General features: G+C 55.5%; 14 protein-coding genes, 1 tRNA gene and 1 pseudogene. 6 read left to right on the plus strand and 10 right to left on the minus strand.

Annotation, left to right across the window (positions count from 1 at the left end; genetic code table 11):
• Positions 1-45: 45 nt before the first annotated feature.
• The 8 genes and pseudogenes from Q31a_RS08015 to Q31a_RS08050 all read right to left on the minus strand — a co-directional run bounded on the left by Q31a_RS08015 (position 46) and on the right by Q31a_RS08050 (position 5721).
• Positions 46-1140 (minus strand): tyrosine-type recombinase/integrase, encoded by a 1095-nt coding sequence (locus Q31a_RS08015; protein WP_145076415.1) that lies wholly within the window; start codon positions 1138-1140, stop codon positions 46-48.
• Positions 1141-1169: 29 nt separating this feature from the next.
• A complete protein-coding gene (locus Q31a_RS08020) occupies positions 1170-2030 on the minus strand; it encodes a hypothetical protein (RefSeq protein WP_145076417.1) in 861 nt (286 codons plus the stop codon).
• A 498-nt stretch (positions 2031-2528) separates the two neighbouring features.
• A pseudogene (locus Q31a_RS30770) lies at positions 2529-2699 on the minus strand (carbon storage regulator); the annotation flags it as partial.
• Between the two features lie 107 nt (positions 2700-2806).
• The gene (locus Q31a_RS08030; RefSeq protein WP_145076421.1) at positions 2807-3157 is read right to left on the minus strand and encodes a hypothetical protein; all 351 of its coding nucleotides are present in this window, start codon (positions 3155-3157) and stop codon (positions 2807-2809) included.
• Between the two features lie 228 nt (positions 3158-3385).
• Positions 3386-4087, minus strand: coding sequence for an ion transporter (locus Q31a_RS08035; protein WP_145076423.1), 702 nt, complete (start codon positions 4085-4087; stop codon positions 3386-3388).
• Between the two features lie 19 nt (positions 4088-4106).
• Positions 4107-4334 (minus strand): helix-turn-helix domain-containing protein, encoded by a 228-nt coding sequence (locus tag Q31a_RS08040; RefSeq protein WP_197356417.1) that lies wholly within the window; start codon positions 4332-4334, stop codon positions 4107-4109.
• A gap of 93 nt (positions 4335-4427) precedes the next feature.
• On the minus strand, positions 4428-5345 hold the full coding sequence (locus tag Q31a_RS08045; protein ID WP_145076427.1) for a thermonuclease family protein: 918 nt from the start codon (positions 5343-5345) through the stop codon (positions 4428-4430).
• Positions 5346-5636: 291 nt separating this feature from the next.
• Positions 5637-5721, minus strand: a tRNA-Leu gene (locus tag Q31a_RS08050).
• Between the two features lie 325 nt (positions 5722-6046).
• On the opposite strand from Q31a_RS08050, the gene Q31a_RS08055 reads away from it, so the two are divergent.
• The 4 genes from Q31a_RS08055 to Q31a_RS08070 all read left to right on the plus strand — a co-directional run bounded on the left by Q31a_RS08055 (position 6047) and on the right by Q31a_RS08070 (position 12385).
• Entirely contained in the window at positions 6047-7606 is a 1560-nt protein-coding gene (locus tag Q31a_RS08055) for a Do family serine endopeptidase (RefSeq protein ID WP_145076429.1), read from the plus strand.
• A gap of 823 nt (positions 7607-8429) precedes the next feature.
• Positions 8430-9029: an anthranilate synthase component II gene (locus Q31a_RS08060; protein ID WP_145076431.1), complete on the plus strand. Its 600-nt coding sequence runs from the start codon at positions 8430-8432 to the stop codon at positions 9027-9029.
• Positions 9030-9097: 68 nt separating this feature from the next.
• Positions 9098-10615, plus strand: a complete 1518-nt coding sequence (gene aroE, locus Q31a_RS08065) for a shikimate dehydrogenase (protein ID WP_145076433.1) — start codon at positions 9098-9100, stop codon at positions 10613-10615.
• 315 nt (positions 10616-10930) lie between these two features.
• Complete coding sequence (locus Q31a_RS08070; RefSeq protein ID WP_145076435.1) at positions 10931-12385, plus strand: exonuclease/endonuclease/phosphatase family protein; 1455 nt, start codon at positions 10931-10933, stop codon at positions 12383-12385.
• 31 nt (positions 12386-12416) lie between these two features.
• Here Q31a_RS08070 and Q31a_RS08075 read toward each other — a convergent pair whose 3' ends face one another.
• On the minus strand, positions 12417-14294 hold the full coding sequence (locus Q31a_RS08075) for an alkaline phosphatase D family protein (RefSeq protein WP_145076437.1): 1878 nt from the start codon (positions 14292-14294) through the stop codon (positions 12417-12419).
• A 146-nt stretch (positions 14295-14440) separates the two neighbouring features.
• On the opposite strand from Q31a_RS08075, the gene Q31a_RS08080 reads away from it, so the two are divergent.
• A complete protein-coding gene (locus Q31a_RS08080) occupies positions 14441-15193 on the plus strand; it encodes an RNA polymerase sigma factor (protein ID WP_145076439.1) in 753 nt (250 codons plus the stop codon).
• Complete coding sequence (locus Q31a_RS08085) at positions 15190-15963, plus strand: hypothetical protein (protein WP_145076441.1); 774 nt, start codon at positions 15190-15192, stop codon at positions 15961-15963. The genes Q31a_RS08080 and Q31a_RS08085 overlap by 4 nt, the downstream gene beginning before the upstream one ends.
• Positions 15964-16425: 462 nt before the next feature.
• Here Q31a_RS08085 and Q31a_RS08090 read toward each other — a convergent pair whose 3' ends face one another.
• The gene (locus Q31a_RS08090) at positions 16426-17886 is read right to left on the minus strand and encodes a hypothetical protein (protein WP_145076443.1); all 1461 of its coding nucleotides are present in this window, start codon (positions 17884-17886) and stop codon (positions 16426-16428) included.
• Positions 17887-18421: the final 535 nt, after the last annotated feature.

Raw genomic sequence — 18421 nt, forward strand, 5'->3', positions numbered from 1 at the left:
GGTAAAAGGGGCAAAAGTTGGGTAAAAGTCGGTGTGACGGAATAATTAGGACGCTTTGCCGATCGCTCGGTTGAATTCTGTTTTGCGAACCATGGCATAGTGTTCAATGGCCACAGCCGGCGAGTTGCCGATCCACGCACAGACATCCTTGAGCGCGAATTGATCCATCAGCTCGGATTCACGAGTGGCCCGCATGTTTTGCCAGAATCGAGGCCATGGAACGATATCCAACCTCTCGCAGAGTCGCGCGGCCCGCTGGGCCATTGCACTGGTTGTGCGTGCCCCAAGGTCTGGCATCAGCAGCCCCTGCCGGCCTGTGTGCGTGACATCGTCACGTCTTCGCAGAGCAATGGCCTTGAGCGTCCCGAGCTCCGGAAACAAAGGCACGATGCGTACGCAACCACGTTTCGTGTCTCGCACTCGCAATTCGCTAGCACTCACGTTGAGATCACTCAACCGAACTCGCAAAATCTCAGCGGCCCGTAGACCGCCCCACCGCGCCAAACGCAGTGCAACGTCTAGCTCATCTCCAGCCACGGCCTGACACAACTGCTCAACCGTGTCGCTCGCAACCTCCATCAACCGCTCCGATCGCACAAAGCGACTGGGCAGCCGGGCAGCCGGAGAGTCGGCCAGCAGACGCTCCTTGACGACCCATCCAAAAAACTGCTTAGCAATCCCGCAGTAGCCGGCCACCGTGTTCTCGGCATACTCTTCTGACAGTCGCTCCCCCCAGCTCGTGAGACTCTCCGGAGTAATCGCATCCAGCTCAACGTCCCCAAGTGCTCCCTGCAGACTGTCGCTCACTCGTTCAACCTGCTCCAGCCTCTTGGCAGACAACGATAGTTTTGTCATTACCCAGGCTCGCAGAGCGTCCCCCAGCAGTCTGCGATCGTCGACCACGCCCAGTTTGGCGAGTTCGCTGAGCAGCTGCCGAGGAGCCGATTGGTAGAGCCAATCGAGCGTCGGTACCGGCAGAGGTTGCCTACGCCGGTGTGCGCGGATGGCCATCTCAACGTGATGTTTTGCGCGTTCCGCCGCCTCCGGACCACAGTCCCCCAGGCGAACGCGTTGGAATCGCTTGCCCGGTACCGAAAACCGCAATCGATATCCGTATCCGTCAAATTCAAGTGATGCCATGATCCCTACTCCGTTCGCATTCAGCTGGTCTACGCGTTCACGAGGCAAATGCGTTTGCTAGACGAGTGGCGATCAAGCTTTGAGCTCCGGTTGACGATTTCCCCAATCACCGCTTTCGTAGCCCGACCGTCGAGCGTCTGCGAAAGCGACGTGGCGGTCATTGGTTGTCCCATCATCTTTAGTGCTTGCACGAGTTCCGCCTCGATTTCCTGCCAGTTGTCGGGGAGCTTGTCGGATCGTGATGAATTCGCGCTTGCAGACTGCAGCAGACGTCTCGTTTGTTTCAGTCTTGTTATTTGCGATTGCAAGCGATCAATCTTCGCATCGATCTCCGCGATTGCTTCCTCACCGGATCCCAGCAGCCGATCGAGAGCAGCATCCAGTGATAGTGGTGACGAGTCTGGTTGCGGCCCTTGTAGTTGCCGCATTTGGAGACTCCTTGGCGGTGCTTCAGGTAGATTGCTCATTTGCAATTTCAACTCCTCAATAAATTTGGTGATCTCATCCTCTTCCACTTCCCCATTGATGGGCGGAGGGTCTAGCCGGCCATAGCCAATGCACTTGGCAGCGTGCCTCACTGCAGCAACTCCACCGGTCCCAAACCCACTGATCCACAGCAGCTCCTCATCAGTAGCCTTTGCAGCGGATCCAATTGTTGAATAACCGTTGGTATCCAATGGCACCGCATATTGAGCGCGAACGCAATCGTGTACGCTGCTCTCATGGGTGATCGTTGGACGTTGGGTGTCCTGTATGAATTCGTTCAGTGCCCCGCGAGCTGCGTCAAATCGTTGTTGTAGGCAGCAGACTACGATTTTGCGCGTAACAACTCCGTATCGCTCATGATCAAATCCCTCTAGCAAGTCCCTGATGTCAACATCCTTGCGCATCCGTGCCGTCCCTCCATACCATTTCCCGACAACAATCGGTGCATAAGAACAATCGCTGAATCGAGCGACAATTGCTCAACGGCAACCTCTCCCGTGGCAAAGTCAGCAACCTTTCAGCCGGCTGGCGCTCGCAGCGTTCACATGACATGTCGTACAACGACACCGCGTGCTCTGCCTCACCAACCAGCGATGCGTCCACAGTGTGATTCACTTCACGCCCCCTGTTCGCGCCATGGAACCCAATAGCCGACGCTGTTCGCTGGATCATCCTCATGCCACCAAGGATGGCGGCAACGTTGAGATCCGTCTGGATTAGGCTGCGTCATATTGAGCCCCTTCCACCGAGTTCAATGGTTCGAACTGTACAACGCCGCTCGATAGAGCAGCACTCAGCAATTGATACGATGGGAACTGCAGCGTCAGCGTGGGAGCTGGCGTCGGTTCAGGAACATAGGACACGACTTGAGCGAACGACTTTTCACCGCGAAGTGCCATTTCGCGCTGAACGGCTCGATGGACCTCGAATCGATGCACAGGAACAGCCGGATGGGCTTGAAATCCCAACCGCACTTTATCACCACGAATCTCGACAACCATCAACTGGGCAATGCCCATATCGCCGTTGCCGATCACTACCGATTGATTCACCTTGCGTGATACTACAAGCATCCTAAAAACTCCGTTTTGTGTAGATTCCGTCTAAGAAATGTGGCAATTACGTCGACGGCAAGAGAGACGCGATCGCCGATCGAAACATCCGCTTCGTGTAGCTGTGATTACTTGGCAGACTTGCGTTTGCGGTCCCTCGATCGATCCTGCTCGCTCATTAGGCGGAGAAGCATCGCGCGACGCGTCTCCGTAGGAACATCGCGCCAACGTTCTTGAACGATGCCGGCTAATGCTGCCGAGTTGAGGTCCGTTTGGGACCATGCCCAGATGATGCAGTCCTTGGACACTCCACTCGCCATCTGTACATCTTGCACGAACTCGCGACGGTCGCGATTTGGGAGAACTTCCCAGGCCGTCTTTAGATCCGTAAGAAAGTCCCGATACTCTTGAGAGTCTCGGGAAAGCGATTCAGTTTGCACTGTGCCAATGCGACCACTTGCTTCACTCAGTCCTAGCATTGCTGCCTCCGTGAATAGCAAGGTGGCGCCCGAATAAGAACCCACGCGAACTAGCCGCGCGCAATCGGGTCGCCACCATGCCAAACTGCCCAGCTTGGAGTGACGATCGCATGAGGCTTAATTGTCACCCGCAAGCCCCTTCCCATGATCTCTCATGCGATTGGCTGAGTGTACAAACTTTTAAACACTTGCGTCAATAGGGTGGGATTGTTTTCTCAGAAATGCCAATTATGGCTCTAAATCTCGCGCTTTCGATAGGGCGGATGCAACTAGGCCGGCCGGAACTGAAACGATACCCAGGCCGACTATGAGAACGACAAAAGTGAAGATCTTGCCACCCACGGTAATCGGGTAAATGTCGCCATACCCAACGGTCGTTAGCGTGGCGACAGCCCACCAAAGACTATGGAAGATGGATGCAAACACTTCCGGCTGTGCGGGATTCTCGAAGTGATAAATGCCGACAGCTGCCAAGAACAACGAGATGCATGTAACGCAGAAAAATAGTACCAACTCTTCTCGCGCAATTAGAAAGGCAACATGGAACCTACGAATTGCAGAACTGTAACGAGCAAGCTTGAGCAACCTGAATAGTCGTAGCAGTCTCAGTGCTCGAACAGATCTCAGATCGACTCCCAACGACAGGTAGAAGGGGAGGACTGATAGCAGGTCCGTGACACCGAAAAAACTAGTGACAAATCCAACCCGGTTTCTTGCAATAGCCAAACGCCACATGTATTCCACCGAGAAGATTGCCACAGTGAGGACCTCAAAGCGGTCTAACCATAGGCGAGTCTGGGCAGAAAGGTCGGGAAGAGTCTCAATCGCAAAGGCAGCTAGCGAGAGACAAATGAGCAGCTGTAAAAACAGCTCAACTTGCCGAGGGAGAGAAGTGGCCGGGAGCTGCGGAGCGGGGAGGGGTGGCGTCATTGCAGCTCAAGATCTCAGATTAGGAGTGAGGGGGGATCTGCATGCTTTCCCCAATCGCCTCCAGGATTGCCACGACCTTATCTATGGTAGGCGAGCCGACACAGCTGCCATTGCGCAATTGCGACACCAGTGTTCGACTAACGCCGGCACGCTCGGCAATAGCCGAAACGTTATCGCCTTGTACGCAAGCCTCAGCGATTAAGCGTCCCAATTCGCAAAGGGTGGATTGACTGACTAGTGTAGGCATGTTCATCCCCTCGATGATACTTATGTTTCAAGTAAAAACAACTCTATTGAGCCCATCTCCAAGCAATCATTTGCCTAGTGCGATTTCCATTTGCTACCGTGGCGGAGAGCAGTGCTGGCATGGCGTGTATGCCGATGTCGCCCTACTCAAGGGCACAGGAATCTTTGACTTCGACAAGTGCCTGCAGCCTGAAGAGTGGTAGTGGGTTCCTGTTTTCGTGAGGTAGACAGTGACGTCGGTCTCTCGAGTAGATTCAACGTTTACGGGCGCTACGGTCTTTGCCCGCACACCATTGCGCCAATCCCAAGGGGCTATTCGCTCTGCCTCTGACCAAATACCTCGTTTCCCGGCTTGCGCCAGTGCTTCCGCTTTGTGCAGGTTCTCGTCTTTCGAGTACTCGACGTAGTGCCACGCCAACCCGCTCGAAACCATGTTGCGATTCAACCAAGCGTCATTTACATAGACCTGGGCCAATGAACGGCCGTAGCGATCAACCTCGCCCACTTCCACTCGGACCATCTTGTCCATACAGAAGTCACGAAGCTTCTCAACCGCTTCATGCCCGAAGGCTTGACTGCTTTCAGGAGCATCAATGCCGTTGAGTCGAACAGTTACAACGGATTCCAGAGCATTTGCGACTCTCAGCGTGTCGCCGTCTAGGACTTTCACGACCCTGCCGAGGATCACTCGGGAGGTGACATCGACTCGCGGGGCGATGAGCTGACGAACGTAGATCTGGTCCAGCTCACTCAAGCTGGCAAGAGGAACGGGTTTTCCGCGTCCCTCAGAGTTAACCAGCGTCGCTGTGTCGCTGGTCGCTGCACTCAAAGTCCCTGCAACCTGGTACTTTCCAGTGGCATCAGTCCAGACCCGGGCCGCCTGTTCGGGCAAATCGGGAACTACCAAACGAGATCCCGAAGAACTCCCATGCGCTGGAAGCAACTCTTGACCTTGGGCAGTGAGGGCCCCGAAGCAACAGAGGAGAACTCCGAAGAAACATCGCAGCCACATGACTCAGTCCACCTTGTTCCCGCTGAACTCGCACTAACGGTGAGTAGGGCGGGGCACCACCGTATTGCTGCCAAAGCTTGCAAACCCAGTTGGGTCACGATTGGAAAGCTGAATTGGGTCCTTCCCAGGGAATTCGGTCAGGGCATGCCTACGGGAACAGTCGACTACTTAGACACACTTTCTTTTCCTGGCCATGTGAGCGCGGGCCGAGGCCTGCAGGCTAGGGGGTTGCACAGCAAATCCTGGTGATTAGGATCGACCCCAACTTTCGCAAGCGGCCTTCTGCCGTAGTACGGATGAGAGGATTTGAACCTCCACGTCCTTATCGGACACTAGGACCTGAACCTAGCGCGTCTGCCAATTCCGCCACATCCGCATGTGGTTTGAAGGCTCAGATTGTCGGCGACAAGCTCGGTTTGTCAAGTAGCCCAATCAGCAATACCTAGCCTAAGTCACTCTGGCCGCAAGTTGCCCAAAGCCCCTAAAGGTCGCCAGCACTCCTGCCTCATCGGTACACCGATTGTAGCGGTGCAGTCTCGGGCTCAAAAAATGTGAATGATTCGGAAAGGTCTGGCAACTCATCTCCCTGTACCCCTTGGCGATGGTTCGGGATTTGCACTGGATTTTGCACTAGGGGATGAGGACATCGACCATGGTTACTCGCGTTTTTCTTGTTGGAGGAACACTAGGTGATTAAGAATATGTTTGTAAAAGGAATGGCAGCTGTCGTTTTGGCAGCAGCGGGCGTCGGAATGGCTAATTTCTGGACGGCAGAGCATGGTCCTGGCCAATCTGCTTATGCCCAAGCCCCCGTGCTAGCGGACCCGAGCCATCGAGAGGCAATCCAAGGTGCGGAACGACTTTCCGACGCGTTTCGTGCGGTGGCTAAGAAGCTTCGGCCGAGTGTGGTGACGATCACTTCTCTGGTAGAGCGTCCGACAGGCAGAGCGAGGGGGGGAATCCATGGTTTAGGTGACATGTTTCTCGCCCCAGAATTGCGTGGCATGCTGCCTGACGAACTGTACGAAGAGCTCCAGAAACGCAGCAATCCACGCTTTCCCAGGCAGGGGCCCCAGCTCGAAGAGCTAGAATCGGAAGAAGAGGTCGAGAAAACCCAAGCGGGTATGGGGTCAGGGGTCATCGTCTCGGTTGATGGCTACATCCTGACCAACAACCATGTCGTCGAAGATGCCGATGAATTGCAAGTCGATTTAAGCGATGGCCGGTCGTACATTGCCAAGGTGGTAGGAACCGACGACTTGAGTGATGTGGCGGTCCTGAAAATCGACGCAACGGATCTTGTCGCAGCTACGATGGGCGACTCCTCGGTTATTGAAGTCGGCGACTGGGTCGTAGCAATCGGCAGCCCGTTTGGCTTGGATCAAACGGTGACCGCTGGCATTATCTCTGCCATGAATCGGCAGACGGGAATTTTGGGAAACGGTTACGAAGACTTCTTGCAGACCGACGCGGCTATTAACCCTGGCAATTCAGGCGGTCCCTTGGTCAATCTCCGCGGGGAGGTGGTTGGGATCAATACCGCCATCAATTCACGCACCGGCTCCAACGCTGGGATTGGCTTCGCGATTCCCGCCACCATGGCATCCAGGATCATGGAGGACCTGCGCTCTTCCGGACGCGTTGTGCGTGGTTTGATCGCCGCCAAGCTGGGGGAGGTGAGTGCAAAAAACGCAGCGGAGCTCAAGTTGCCCGAAGGGATTCTGCGGGGAGCGTTGATCGCGGGAGTGTTGCGAGGGGGACCTGCGGATCGAGGTGGCCTGAAAGAAGGGGATGTGGTGGTGAAAGTCGATGGACGTCCCATCGCCTCCTTCATGCAATTGCGCAATATGGTGGCCATGACGCGCCCAAAAACCAACTTGAAGTTTGAGTTCTACCGCGATGGCAAACTGGAGAATGCACAAGTCGAGGTGGGCGAATGGACCGAAGAGAAGCTGAGCGAATTGTCTGGCAAAACCACTATTGAATCGCTGGGCATGACGGTGGAACCGATCACGGTCGAGCAGGCCGATCGCCTGGGGGCGGATCTGGAGACTGGAGGGGTGTTGGTGACGGAGATGGAGCGTTCGGGGCGAGGTGCGGAATTGGGAATTCGTCCCGGCGATATCATTATCGAAGTCAATGGTCGGGAAGTCACCGACGCAGAGAAGCTTGTCGAGGAGTTGGAAAATCCCGAAGACAACTTCCGCATGATTATTCAGCGTGGGGGGCAACTGCTGATGATGCGTTCCTCAGGTCGCTAGTCCGCCGCAGCAGTCGCGATGCCTAGTGAACGGGCTGCGGCTTCCGGACGCGATGTAAAAAAACACCGCCAAGCATAAGCAATGCTCGGCGGTGTTCTCGTTTAGGGAGTCCGCTCCAGCTTCCTGTGCTGAGCGGCGATGCTTCCAACCATCGACACCCGTGCTTTGTATCCGTCGGCAGGTTCGCCAAAAAACGTGTCGATTGGCTAAAGAGCAGCACGACGATCAATCCGACCGGACTTGTCGTCACGACAGTTCCTTTCGGCACGGGGGGGCGTCAGCCCGGCCACAGCCGAACGTGCGGTTGCCGTTTTTTCCCTACGCGTGAGTTCGTGGGGTGGCTGGCGTGTGCGAGGTTGCATCAAACGCAGCAGTTCCAATTTGGGTGATGGTTGCCATTCCGCGAGCCTTTGACACGTGGCTTGTTGGAGCAGTGAGCGGTAGCGCGACGGCTAATTTGATTTGGTCGAAGTTGCAATTCCCCTGCTAAGATCGCGTCCGCATCGAATTGCAGCAGTAGCCCATTTGGCCTTGTTTATGCAGCGAGTGCCAATCTCGACGAGACGTATCGCAGCGAGTTTGCGATTCGGGAAGACCTGAATCTGGTTGTCCGCTGGCACGTAATCCCCCATTCGTTTGGCCCCTTAGGGTGGCTGCAAGCCCTAGGAGCGGAAAAAGCGAAATCCACGTTTTTTGCGGTGTCCGCCGGGCAAGCGACAGTTCATAATTCAACTCCTTCACCTCGCCCACAGCGGTTGTTGCCGCGACCTGGCGCCCTGGGAGGTAGATAGGTATCTGCCGCTCGACTTAAGGAAGTTTTGGGATGATTTTAGTCTTAGATAACTACGATTCATTCACGTACAACCTCGTGCAACGCATGGGGGAGATCGACCCTACGGTCGAGATCAAGGTCGTCCGGAATGACAAGCTCACGATCGACGAGGTTCGACAGCTTGCGCCTGCCCGCATCTTGATATCGCCAGGCCCTTGCTCTCCCTGTGATGCTGGGATCAGTGTCGACATCGTAAAAGAGCTGGCGGGCGAATTTCCAATCCTCGGGGTTTGCTTGGGGCATCAATCGATCGGCGAAGCTTTGGGGGGAAAAGTGGTCAGGGCGCCGGAGTTGATGCATGGCAAAACCGATCGAATTCACCATGACAATCGCGGCTTTTTTGAGGGATTGCCCAATCCTTTCGTCGCTACCCGCTACCATTCCTTAGTGATTGAGCCCAGCAGTCTGCCGTCTGAACTGGAGTTGACTGCGTGGGTAGACGACAGCCAGGGAAATCGTCAAATTATGGGGGTTCGCCACCGAGTCCACCCCATTGAAGGTTGGCAATTTCACCCCGAAAGCTTTTTAACCGAACCTGGAATTGAACTGCTGCGTCGATTCCTTAATTGGAACGTTGCGGTCCCGTCCTGAACCTACCTCCGAGCTCGTACACCCTCCTGCGACACGCTCGCTCTTCAACTCCTGGAAACACGCTCAATATGCTCTGTGTAACAATTGGTCGAAGTCGCCATAAGGCAATGATTGCCGAGTACCAATTCCTGGCCGAAAAAGGGGCGGATCTTGTGGAGATGCGACTGGACTACATCGGTCGCCATATTGACTTGACGCGGCTGCTTGCAAATCGGCCCTGTCCGGTAGTCGTGACCTGTCGTCGCAAGGAAGATGGGGGACGCTGGGATAAATCGGAAGAGGAGCGGCTGATGATCTTGCGGAACGCGATTGCTTCGGGGGTCGATTTTGTCGATTTGGAAGAGGACGTGGCCGGTAGTATTCCACGGTATGGAGCCACCAAACGCATCGTCAGCCTCCATAATTTCGAGTTCACGCCAAACAATTTGGAAGAGATCCATGGCCGACTCGCCGACTTAGATGCCGACGTGGTGAAAATTGCCACCATGGCAAATTCCTTCACCGATTGCATTCGCATGTTGCGTTTGGTGGAATCGGCCAAGGTCCCGACCATTGGATTGTGTATGGGCGACACGGGAGTTATTACCCGGGTGCTGGGATTGCGTTATGGATCTCCCTTTACCTACACGACCATGTCCTCAGAGCGCAAGATTGCTCCGGGACAAGTGACCTTTGATACGATGCGCGACGTCTATCGAGCGAAGGAGATCGATGCGGATACCAAGCTGTTCGGTGTCGTTGCAGATCCTGTCTCCCATTCGCTCAGCCCGCAAATCCATAATGCGGCCTTCAAGCATGACAACCTAAACTACCGCTACCTCCCCTTCCGCATTGCTGCGGACGAATTGCCGCTGTTCTTGCAGTGGTGTAAAGAGACCGGCGTCGGCGGCTTGAGCGTAACCATCCCGCACAAGGAAGCGATGCTTGAATTGATGTCGCAGGCGGAGTCGGCGACCACGAATATTGGGGCCATCAACACCGTTGCCATCGATGGCAACGAAGCGTCGGGCTACAACACCGACTACCGGGCAGCCATGGATTGCTTGCAGGAAGCCCTGAGTACCCAGAATACCATGCAGAAGAAGGGGGCCCCTCCCGGCCAGCCAGAAGAGTTGTTCAGGGGACGAGGCGCTTTGATCATGGGTGCCGGAGGGGTGGCTCGGGCCATCGCTTACGGCCTTCGCCAACGTGGCGCGGTGGTTACCATTGCTAGCCGAACCGAAGAGCGTGCCAAAAAATTGGCCCGCGATATTGGCGGGAAAGCCATCTCTTGGGAGGCTCGCTATTCCCTACAACCCGGCATCCTCGTCAACTGCACGCCGATTGGAATGCATCCCGATGTCGATAGCACTCCCTATGACAAAGCCAAGCTCTTAAACGAAACGATCGTGTTCGATACCGTCTACAATCCGGAGCATACTCTGCTAATCAAAGATGCGCGCGCGGCGGGATGTTTTGTGGTCAACGGCCTCGACATGTTCGTTCGGCAAGCAGCCTACCAGTACAAGCTCTTTACCGGTTTGGAGCCACCTAGCAAACTCATGCGTGAAACGGTCAAGAAGATCACCTCGCCAGTCAAGTTCTAGTTGGACGGACGGGGGAGGCTGTAGGATGCGGTTTACCCTACAGCCAGCAAGCCTTGCCGAAGTGGGGCATCTTCCTTGAGCCCGACAGCTTCTTTGAGCCCCACAGCTGGTACCGCGGTGCACCGCAGTGGATGGTTTGAGGGAAATTGCATCGAGCGAAGTTCGCAACGTGGTCGAAACTCTTAGAGACCGCGTATTTCTGGGAAGGATCCTAGTCCAGTTGCGCCTCGCATTCTTTGCAGCATGGTGGCTTGATCGGAGAATGCTGGACAGCTCGCTGTAACTAAAATCAGCGACCTTCACAGGATCCATGCTATGTTTCCGATCAAACGTCGTTGGCCCATTCTCACCGGCATTGTGGCTGCCTTAACCTACGCCTTCAACCACTATGAAATCGCGGGGCTTGAGCAGCTGAAGTTCGTGGCTCGATCGCAGAACTCTCCTCTGCAACTCTCCCAGAGTTCTCCCGCCCCACTGGATATCTACGGCAATCCGACCTATCCATCCGCGGCAAATCGCCCCTTCGACCCGACGCAATATGGCGTTCAGACAGTGCCTTCCGCTGCAGCGATGGGCTCGCCCTCGGCGAGCTTTTCTTCCAATGCGCAGAACCAACCGTGGCAGGGATTGCTGAACGCTGGCGAGAAGTTCACGCTACTGGCCGAACAGATGCAAGCGAATTCCAGAGAGCAGCAGCAGGTGGGAGGGGCGGCGGGGAATCTGGCGATCTCGACACCTCTAGCGGTGTCTCCTAGTTTTGTGAATGTCCAGCCCCATCGGAGCGGGCTACCGCCTGCTCCCCCAAATGGCTCGCTGCCGTCGACAGCTTTCAATCCCAATCTTGGATCGACGAATCCGCCGCCAGCGAGCGTGCCAGTCGGGACAGCTGCTTCTGCAGACTCCTCGGCCAGTTCCAATGCGTCGGGAAGTTTTCAAGCGTCGGCGGGGACGGCCCGAAGGTCGATTCGCGTGGCGAGTTTTAACCTTGAATCCTTGGGGCCGGCAAAACTGGCGAAACCCCATGTTATGCAAACGCTGATCAGTATCTTGAGGCAGTATGATATCGTTGCACTCCAGGGTGTGCAGAGCCCGCGCGATGATATTCTGCCGATGGTGGTGGAACGCTTGAATCAGTCGGGCGGTAATTTCGACTATCTGATTGGACCGAGAGTGGGCCGCGTTGCGCCGCATGATCAGTATGCGTTCATCTTTGATACCGCCAGTGTTGAAACTGATCGATACCGTCTGTACACCGTGGAGGATCCCGATGATTTGATCAATTTTGATCCTCTGGTCGCTTGGTTTCGCTGCAAGGGGGAGGCCGTCGAGCGGGCATTCACCTTCTCCGTGGTCAATGTCCGCATCGATCCCGATTTCTCCAGTGCTGAACAGGCCATACTACCGGGGTTGATTCAGGCGATCCAGGTCGATGGGCGCAACGAAGACGATTGGATCATGACCGGAGATTTCTGTGGAGGAATGGCCGCACTGCGTCTGCTTGACGATGGAAACATCCGCTTTGCCATTCGTGATATTCCTACGGAGGTTACCGGTAGCCAAATGCTCGATTCCATCTTCTTTCCCGCGCTGGCCACCCTTGAATTCACCGGACGAGCGGGAGCTTTCGATTTCCTGCGTAAGTACAACCTGTCCATTGAACAGGCGAGTGAGATTAGTCGACACATGCCGGTCTGGGCAGAGTTTTCGATCCGTGAGGGCGCTGAGCCGGGGCGCATCGCACCGCCGCTCAATGCGAATCAAGTCTATTGATCCGGTGATCGCATGCGGTTAATTCGATAGCCTAAGGGCGTGAGCCATGGTCTTTGGAAATCGTCTCCGAATAAGCAAGTTCACCGGTGCGTCCATCGAAGTATTGCAGGATCACTTGCGGGTGGGGGTAGGCAACCGCGCGCGTGCCGCCCAACTTGGGAGGCATGTTGAAAACGTTATTGACTTGGACGACGCAGTAGTACGGATAACAGCGGTCCAAGCGTGGGATGTCCTCTAAGATGTAGCTCGACCACCGAATGTCGCAACGTCTTGGCCCTGAATCGTACCATCCCGTTATGGGGCGGTCGTCCTCATCGAGTTTCGGGACGTGATTCACTGAATTGTGCGGACCACAACAAAACTCCCACACACGATCGGTAACTCGGATGGCAAAGCTGTTGTGAAGGTCACCGGTCATCACCATGACCGGTTTGTTGAGTTGATCCCAAAAGTCGACTAGCCCTTCTCGTTCATCGAGAAAAGCAACCCAAGCTTCCTCCTTGTTTCCCTCTTCGAACTCGAACCCACCGGCGCCGGAGTGTGGGATCATCATGGGGACACTCGATACGACAAAGAAGAAATCGGCATCGCTCTCCTGCATCGATTCCTCCAACCACTGGCGTTGATGTTTCCCTAGCATGGTCAAGCCAGGCTTGCTCGGGTTCTTCGTATCGTGCATCTCGCGGTGAGAACGAGTGTCCAGCAGATAGAACTCACAATTCGCAACACGAAATTTCCCATAGCTTCGGCAGCCAATCGAATAGGCCGATTGGGTATCGGCAATCGCCGGTGTATGCAATTGCAAGGTGTGGGCATCGACCACTCGCACGATGTCATAGACTTTTGAGTTGACATCGCCACTGTCATCATCAAAACGCATGTCATTGGCGCCTGCGTTGGGCGTTCCCCAGTGCACATGAAGATTCGCCATCTCTTGCAATGGAAGTTGCGTGAAGTCGGCTTGGTGGTCCACCAACAGGTCACTGCCTGCCGTTAACTGTGCGTTTCCGAAGTGGATCGGTGGCTGGAACTGGCGTGGGTTGGCCCATCCCAAATAGTCGTACCATGCTTGAGTTCCGATATCGCGAAACACGGTTCTTCGATGCCTTCGTCCGGCAGAGCCAGCCCCCCAAATATCGTTGACAAGCTCATGGTCATCGAAGGTGAAATAGCTGGGAATACGGCGATGCCACTTCATCAGCGGAACACCGCGTGACATGTAGAGTTTGTAATTCTCCCACACACCAACGATGGAAGGCATCACTTGGACGGCTGCGGGAGCTTGTTGAGCGGTCAGACGCTGATTGGCCAACCAGGCTTCCGGCGGCGTATCCCGTACCTCTTCATAGAGCCAGTCGCCGTTCATGATCGCAAAATCAATGTCATCGGCGATCTCTCGATTCATGGTTTGGTAGAGCGGGAGGGCGTGTCCAATTCCATGCAAGGGGTTTTGGTTGGCACAGGAGCCAATCTCGAACTTGAAATTGAACAAGCCGCTAGGATTCAGCTGGGGATCGACTAGTTTGGCAGAATCGGGGAGGGTCGAAAAACGATTGACTCCTCCTTGAGGCGAACCATCGATGTACACCTGATAGTGGTATTCGGTATCGGCCTCCAGCGACGTCAGCGTTGCAATGCCGGTACAGTCATGATTCAGCGAGGTGCGGGCGGACTCTGCTGAGTGGGTCCATTTTCCCGGCTCGACACCGTATTGGACGGCAAAAGTGGTGGGGAGTGAGGTTCGCGCCCAAACTGTCATGCTATCATGAGATGCTCGACCCAGGATTGGACCATGAGTCATGGTGGGGGGATCCTGCGCAAGCCCACAAGCGGCAACCATCTGGAGCACCAAGAAGCAGAGCTTTCCAGCATAGGAAAAAGGTCTTGCCTGGCTGTTGTTAGTAGGCATTGGTTAGTCGTTCCGCTCATTGGGAGGGGGGCTGCTTCGGTTTGTTCGCTTTTTTTCCGCTTAAGTTGCTTACTTTACCAAAACTGCAAGCGGTATTGGGAATAAAGGTTTAGCGGTAGTGGTCTAACTCCTGTAGGACTTGAGATGTGAACAAACCTGAATTGAACCGTCCGGAGTCCGAGCCTCCTCAGCCTGGTGCTTTGGAACGCACCGATCCAGCTTCGTCCGGCCATGCGCGGCCAGAAATGTTGATCCCTGGAGCTCCCATGTTTGCCGACCCAGCACCGGCTGTCCTTGAATTGGCGGATGGAATCGAGGAGATGGCCACACTTGGGGCAAGCGATGGGGAAACAACCGAGGGGGGCCTGAGCGAGACGCAGCGTTTGGAGCGTACGGAAGGTCTGTTGGATGATCATTCGGACTCCGTTTACCGCTATGCCCTGCGTCTGTCGGGGTGTCCCGCGGCTGCGGAGGACATTGCTCAGGAGGTTTTTTTGCGAGCGTTTCGCGGGGTCCACCAACTCCAAGATCCTCGCGCGGCCAAGGGGTGGTTGCTGACAATTGCACGGAATGAGTTTTTGCGGTGGTGCCGTAAACGCCCTGCGCAAGTCGTTGCGAACACCGAGTTGATGGAGGAACTGATCGATGGCAGTTCGGTCGGTGGCGAAGTGGAGCGTCAGGAATGGGTCCAAAGAGCGCTGGAGCAGTTGCCCGACGACAATCGGTTGGTGATGTTAATGTATTATTTTGAAGACTTTACTTATGCTGAAATTGCCCAAAAATTGGCGATTCCGATTGGAACGGTGATGAGTCGCTTGAGTCGAGCAAAGCAAAATCTAAAACAGGCACTCGAGAGGCTGGAGCGGCCTTTTCAATCTCCCAAGGATGGTGAAGTATGAACAATCGTGCGAGCAATTCCGACGATCCTCTCGATGTAGAAATTCGAGCGGCCTTGCATGAAGTGCAGGTTCCTCTGCAATTGAAAGAGCGGCTGCGCGCCGGTTTACGCAGGCGGTGCTCCGACATGCCTGAAATCCTCGATCTGCCAATGACGAGCGGCTCCCCGGATGCAGCGGCCTACGTCGTGTCTCCGGCGCATGGCCTGCATTCCTCAGCACCAATGCTGGATGCAGCAGCGAACGTTCCACAACTGGTGAAGCCTGCGAACCGGACGCGTCGCGTGTGGTTGAGTTTGGCTGTCGCGGCTGGAATTGGTGGCTTGTGGATGAGCCAGGTGCTACCCACCACAGGTCCCCCCACTCAACAGGAGCTGGCCGCGCGGTGCTCGGCGACGCTAGATAGACTCCTGGAATCGCCCAGCCCCTGGAGCACAGATCTGCTCCGCGAAATGCAGCGGTTGCAGCCCGTGTTCTCGCAACTGGAGCTGGAAGCGAATCGCATTCAACTTCTCGGCGGGCAATCGCTGGAGCTACCGAGTCCTTGGGGAGAGTGCACTGCCTGGAAGCTGTATTCTCAGCGAACTGGGAAGGATTTGTACGTTCTGGAATTGTCCCCTACCGTCCCACCCGCAAAGCTGAGCGGGGCCTTGCAAGAGTTGCAAACCAGTGGCCAGTGGTCGATGGCGGCCATGCAATCTGCTGAGCAAGTCTTTGTGGTGGCCAGTCAGTTCAATGTAATGCGCTATCTACAAGCCGACGCGTTTGCGTAGAACAATACCCAGCGAGAACCGCGAGAAGGCATTCCTTGCCGTGCGCTCTACCCGCGCGCATCATGTCGACGTCACGTATAGCGCGAAAATCGGACAGCGGACCGCTTGTTAGACGCAGGCAATCTGGACCTGCCGATGCTACGTACTTTTTGCAAAGCGATTGCTGGCTTGCTGTCCAGGTGGCTGCTTGAGTCGCGTGGCTGGGGTAGTCACCAGTCCTTGCTCTGCCGGAATAGTAACCCGCCGCGTCAGCAAGGATAGGTGGTCGCCACTACAGGGCGATTAGGGACGCTACCTTCACGCTAAAACTCAAGACGCTATTAAATCAACAGCCCGGTAAGCAAGCGAGAGTGGTTTCTGCGCCAGGGAAGTTAGGGGGGCAGCCTTACGGCATAACGGAATCGGCTACTTAAACGACATCCCGTTACACGTCCGCGTTCGATTGGGCGGGGGAGTCACCGTCTAGCTGCGTGGCTTCGGTTGCTTGGATGCCAGGGAGAGCCAGCCACCCTTAACCATATTGGTCGCAATCCGGTCGTCCAGATTGGGGCGAAAAATGGTGAGCAGGACGAACGGGAGGAACCAGGCCATGAAAAGGCCCCCGCCATTGCCGTGCCAGAACTGGGCGGCCAGCATCACTGCCGCCGTGCCGCACATGAGCGTTCCCAAATTCTTCAGCGACGGCCAGAACACGAACGAGAGGCTCAGGAGGATAAAGCCTACCAATACGGGCAAGCGAAATGCCGGCTGAATCCCACCAGCGCCCCAAATGCCTTCAAGTCGCTCCATGCGAGGCACCCACAGACCAAACATTTCGCGAAAGTGGTCGAAAAAGTTTTCAAAGCCTTGCAGGAGCAGGAGTCCAGCCATCACGAGGAGACTGGTGCACACGCCGACGAGCAGTCCCGTCAGCCCGCGGTGCCAGTAAAAGCTGATCCATAGGGGAAGCAGGAATAGGGGGTAGTAGACCAAGCCCGAGGCGGCCCCTAGCAGGATCCCTGCCAGCAAGGGTTGGCGATAGGCGAGCATGGCTAGCACGAGGAGGGCGGCTGGCATGGCGTGTTGCAGGTTACCTGTCATCTGCGCCGAATAGGGCAACAGCAGGTACATCACCGCACAGCCAATTCCCGTTTGCACGTTATCAAAATGCCAATAGCCGATGCCAATGATGCCCAGCACGATGGCCATGTTCGAGAAGATCGCTAGGGTCCGGGCGAGATTGGGGAGCCAGCGTTTAGTCGATGGTGGTGCCTCCACCTCGCGGCTGGCTTCGAATTCCTGTTCGCTGGGGGTGGTGGGTAGTTCCGGAACCATGTTGAGCATTGCATAGCCGGGGCCAAGGCTGGGGCCGCGTACACGCAATTCACGGGGGGAACTGGTAATCACGTTCGACATCAGGAACAAGAACAGCGAAATCCCAATGAAGCTCAATCCACCGATCGAGAGGTTGGGAACGAGCAGGGGACGCCGCACCAATAGGGGGTCGAGCAGCATGCGCAGGGTGAGCAATGCGCAGGCGATCAGCAGTGCCACAAAGCCGTAGAATTCCAAATTGTGCGCGGTGCGGCGACGCTGCTCGGCGTTTGCGGAAACGGCCGCCTGTTCTGTGGAACTGGCCTGTTTCTCGGCGATCGTGAAACTCGGAGCCGGGCGTGCTGCGACCGCTTCGGTTTTCTCGTCGAGCTCATGTTCGCTGCTGGCCAGCGTTTCCAATGCGCTCGCTTCAAAGTTGGTGACGCGCATCTGCCGACCTTCGTAGACCATCATCAGGCCTGGTGCGAGCAGTACCAGCAGAGCGATATCCAAATTCCGAATGCTGAAAAAGCGATGGAATACGAAATAGATGCTCAGCAACAAAAACGTAGCCAGGAAAACCCAAGTAGCTGGTTCTGGTCGCTGGTAATAAAGTAGGAGGTGGCTCATAGGAGATGCAGCGGCAAGCAACTCATCTTATAAGGGTATCCCGCATGTCTGAAGAAACTTCCAGACCCTATCCGGCAGCAAATTTAACGAGGCTGAGCGCAATAAAAAGGACCGCTGGGTTTGCTGCCCAAATGGCGGAAACCTACAGGATAGGCTTACAGCACTCTAATGCAAGGTCGGGCAGACGTCCTTCTGGACTGAATCCTCGCGTACAATGTCAAAATGTAACGATTTGCGAAGTATCTGAGCGGTTGATGGATCGTTGCGGAGTGGGCAATTTGCTGCTCTCTCAGTGCCGCACCTCGGGAGCGGCCGGACACCCAGGTCGCCGGTGAGGGAGGTTTCCGGATGCCTGACATTCAACAAAAAAAGTCCGATGGATACAAGATACTTGCGTAAATCCTGGCTATGATGGGTTCCGTTGGTACAATCCGCCCCCTTACCCAGCCGTCTGAATACTTTAAAACGTGCTTCCAATTTGCTAGATTGGGGCGAGTCGTGCCTTCCCCGACATCGATTCGATCGCTGCTCTCCC

The sequence above is a fragment of the Aureliella helgolandensis genome, from assembly GCF_007752135.1.
Classification (GTDB): Bacteria; Planctomycetota; Planctomycetia; order Pirellulales; family Pirellulaceae; genus Aureliella; species Aureliella helgolandensis.

Coding starts and splice junctions, on each gene's coding strand:
- Q31a_RS08030 (WP_145076421.1), bottom strand. CDS start 3,157: ATGCTAGGACTGAGTGAAGCAAGTGGTCGCATTGGCACAGTGCAAACT.
- Q31a_RS08015 (WP_145076415.1), bottom strand. CDS start 1,140: ATGGCATCACTTGAATTTGACGGATACGGATATCGATTGCGGTTTTCG.
- Q31a_RS08020 (WP_145076417.1), bottom strand. CDS start 2,030: ATGCGCAAGGATGTTGACATCAGGGACTTGCTAGAGGGATTTGATCAT.
- Q31a_RS08075 (WP_145076437.1), bottom strand. CDS start 14,294: ATGCCTACTAACAACAGCCAGGCAAGACCTTTTTCCTATGCTGGAAAG.
- Q31a_RS08060 (WP_145076431.1), top strand. CDS start 8,430: ATGATTTTAGTCTTAGATAACTACGATTCATTCACGTACAACCTCGTG.
- Q31a_RS08045 (WP_145076427.1), bottom strand. CDS start 5,345: ATGTGGCTGCGATGTTTCTTCGGAGTTCTCCTCTGTTGCTTCGGGGCC.
- Q31a_RS08070 (WP_145076435.1), top strand. CDS start 10,931: ATGTTTCCGATCAAACGTCGTTGGCCCATTCTCACCGGCATTGTGGCT.
- Q31a_RS08055 (WP_145076429.1), top strand. CDS start 6,047: ATGTTTGTAAAAGGAATGGCAGCTGTCGTTTTGGCAGCAGCGGGCGTC.
- Q31a_RS08035 (WP_145076423.1), bottom strand. CDS start 4,087: ATGACGCCACCCCTCCCCGCTCCGCAGCTCCCGGCCACTTCTCTCCCT.
- Q31a_RS08090 (WP_145076443.1), bottom strand. CDS start 17,886: ATGAGCCACCTCCTACTTTATTACCAGCGACCAGAACCAGCTACTTGG.
- Q31a_RS08085 (WP_145076441.1), top strand. CDS start 15,190: ATGAACAATCGTGCGAGCAATTCCGACGATCCTCTCGATGTAGAAATT.
- aroE (WP_145076433.1), top strand. CDS start 9,098: ATGCTCTGTGTAACAATTGGTCGAAGTCGCCATAAGGCAATGATTGCC.
- Q31a_RS08040 (WP_197356417.1), bottom strand. CDS start 4,334: ATGCCTACACTAGTCAGTCAATCCACCCTTTGCGAATTGGGACGCTTA.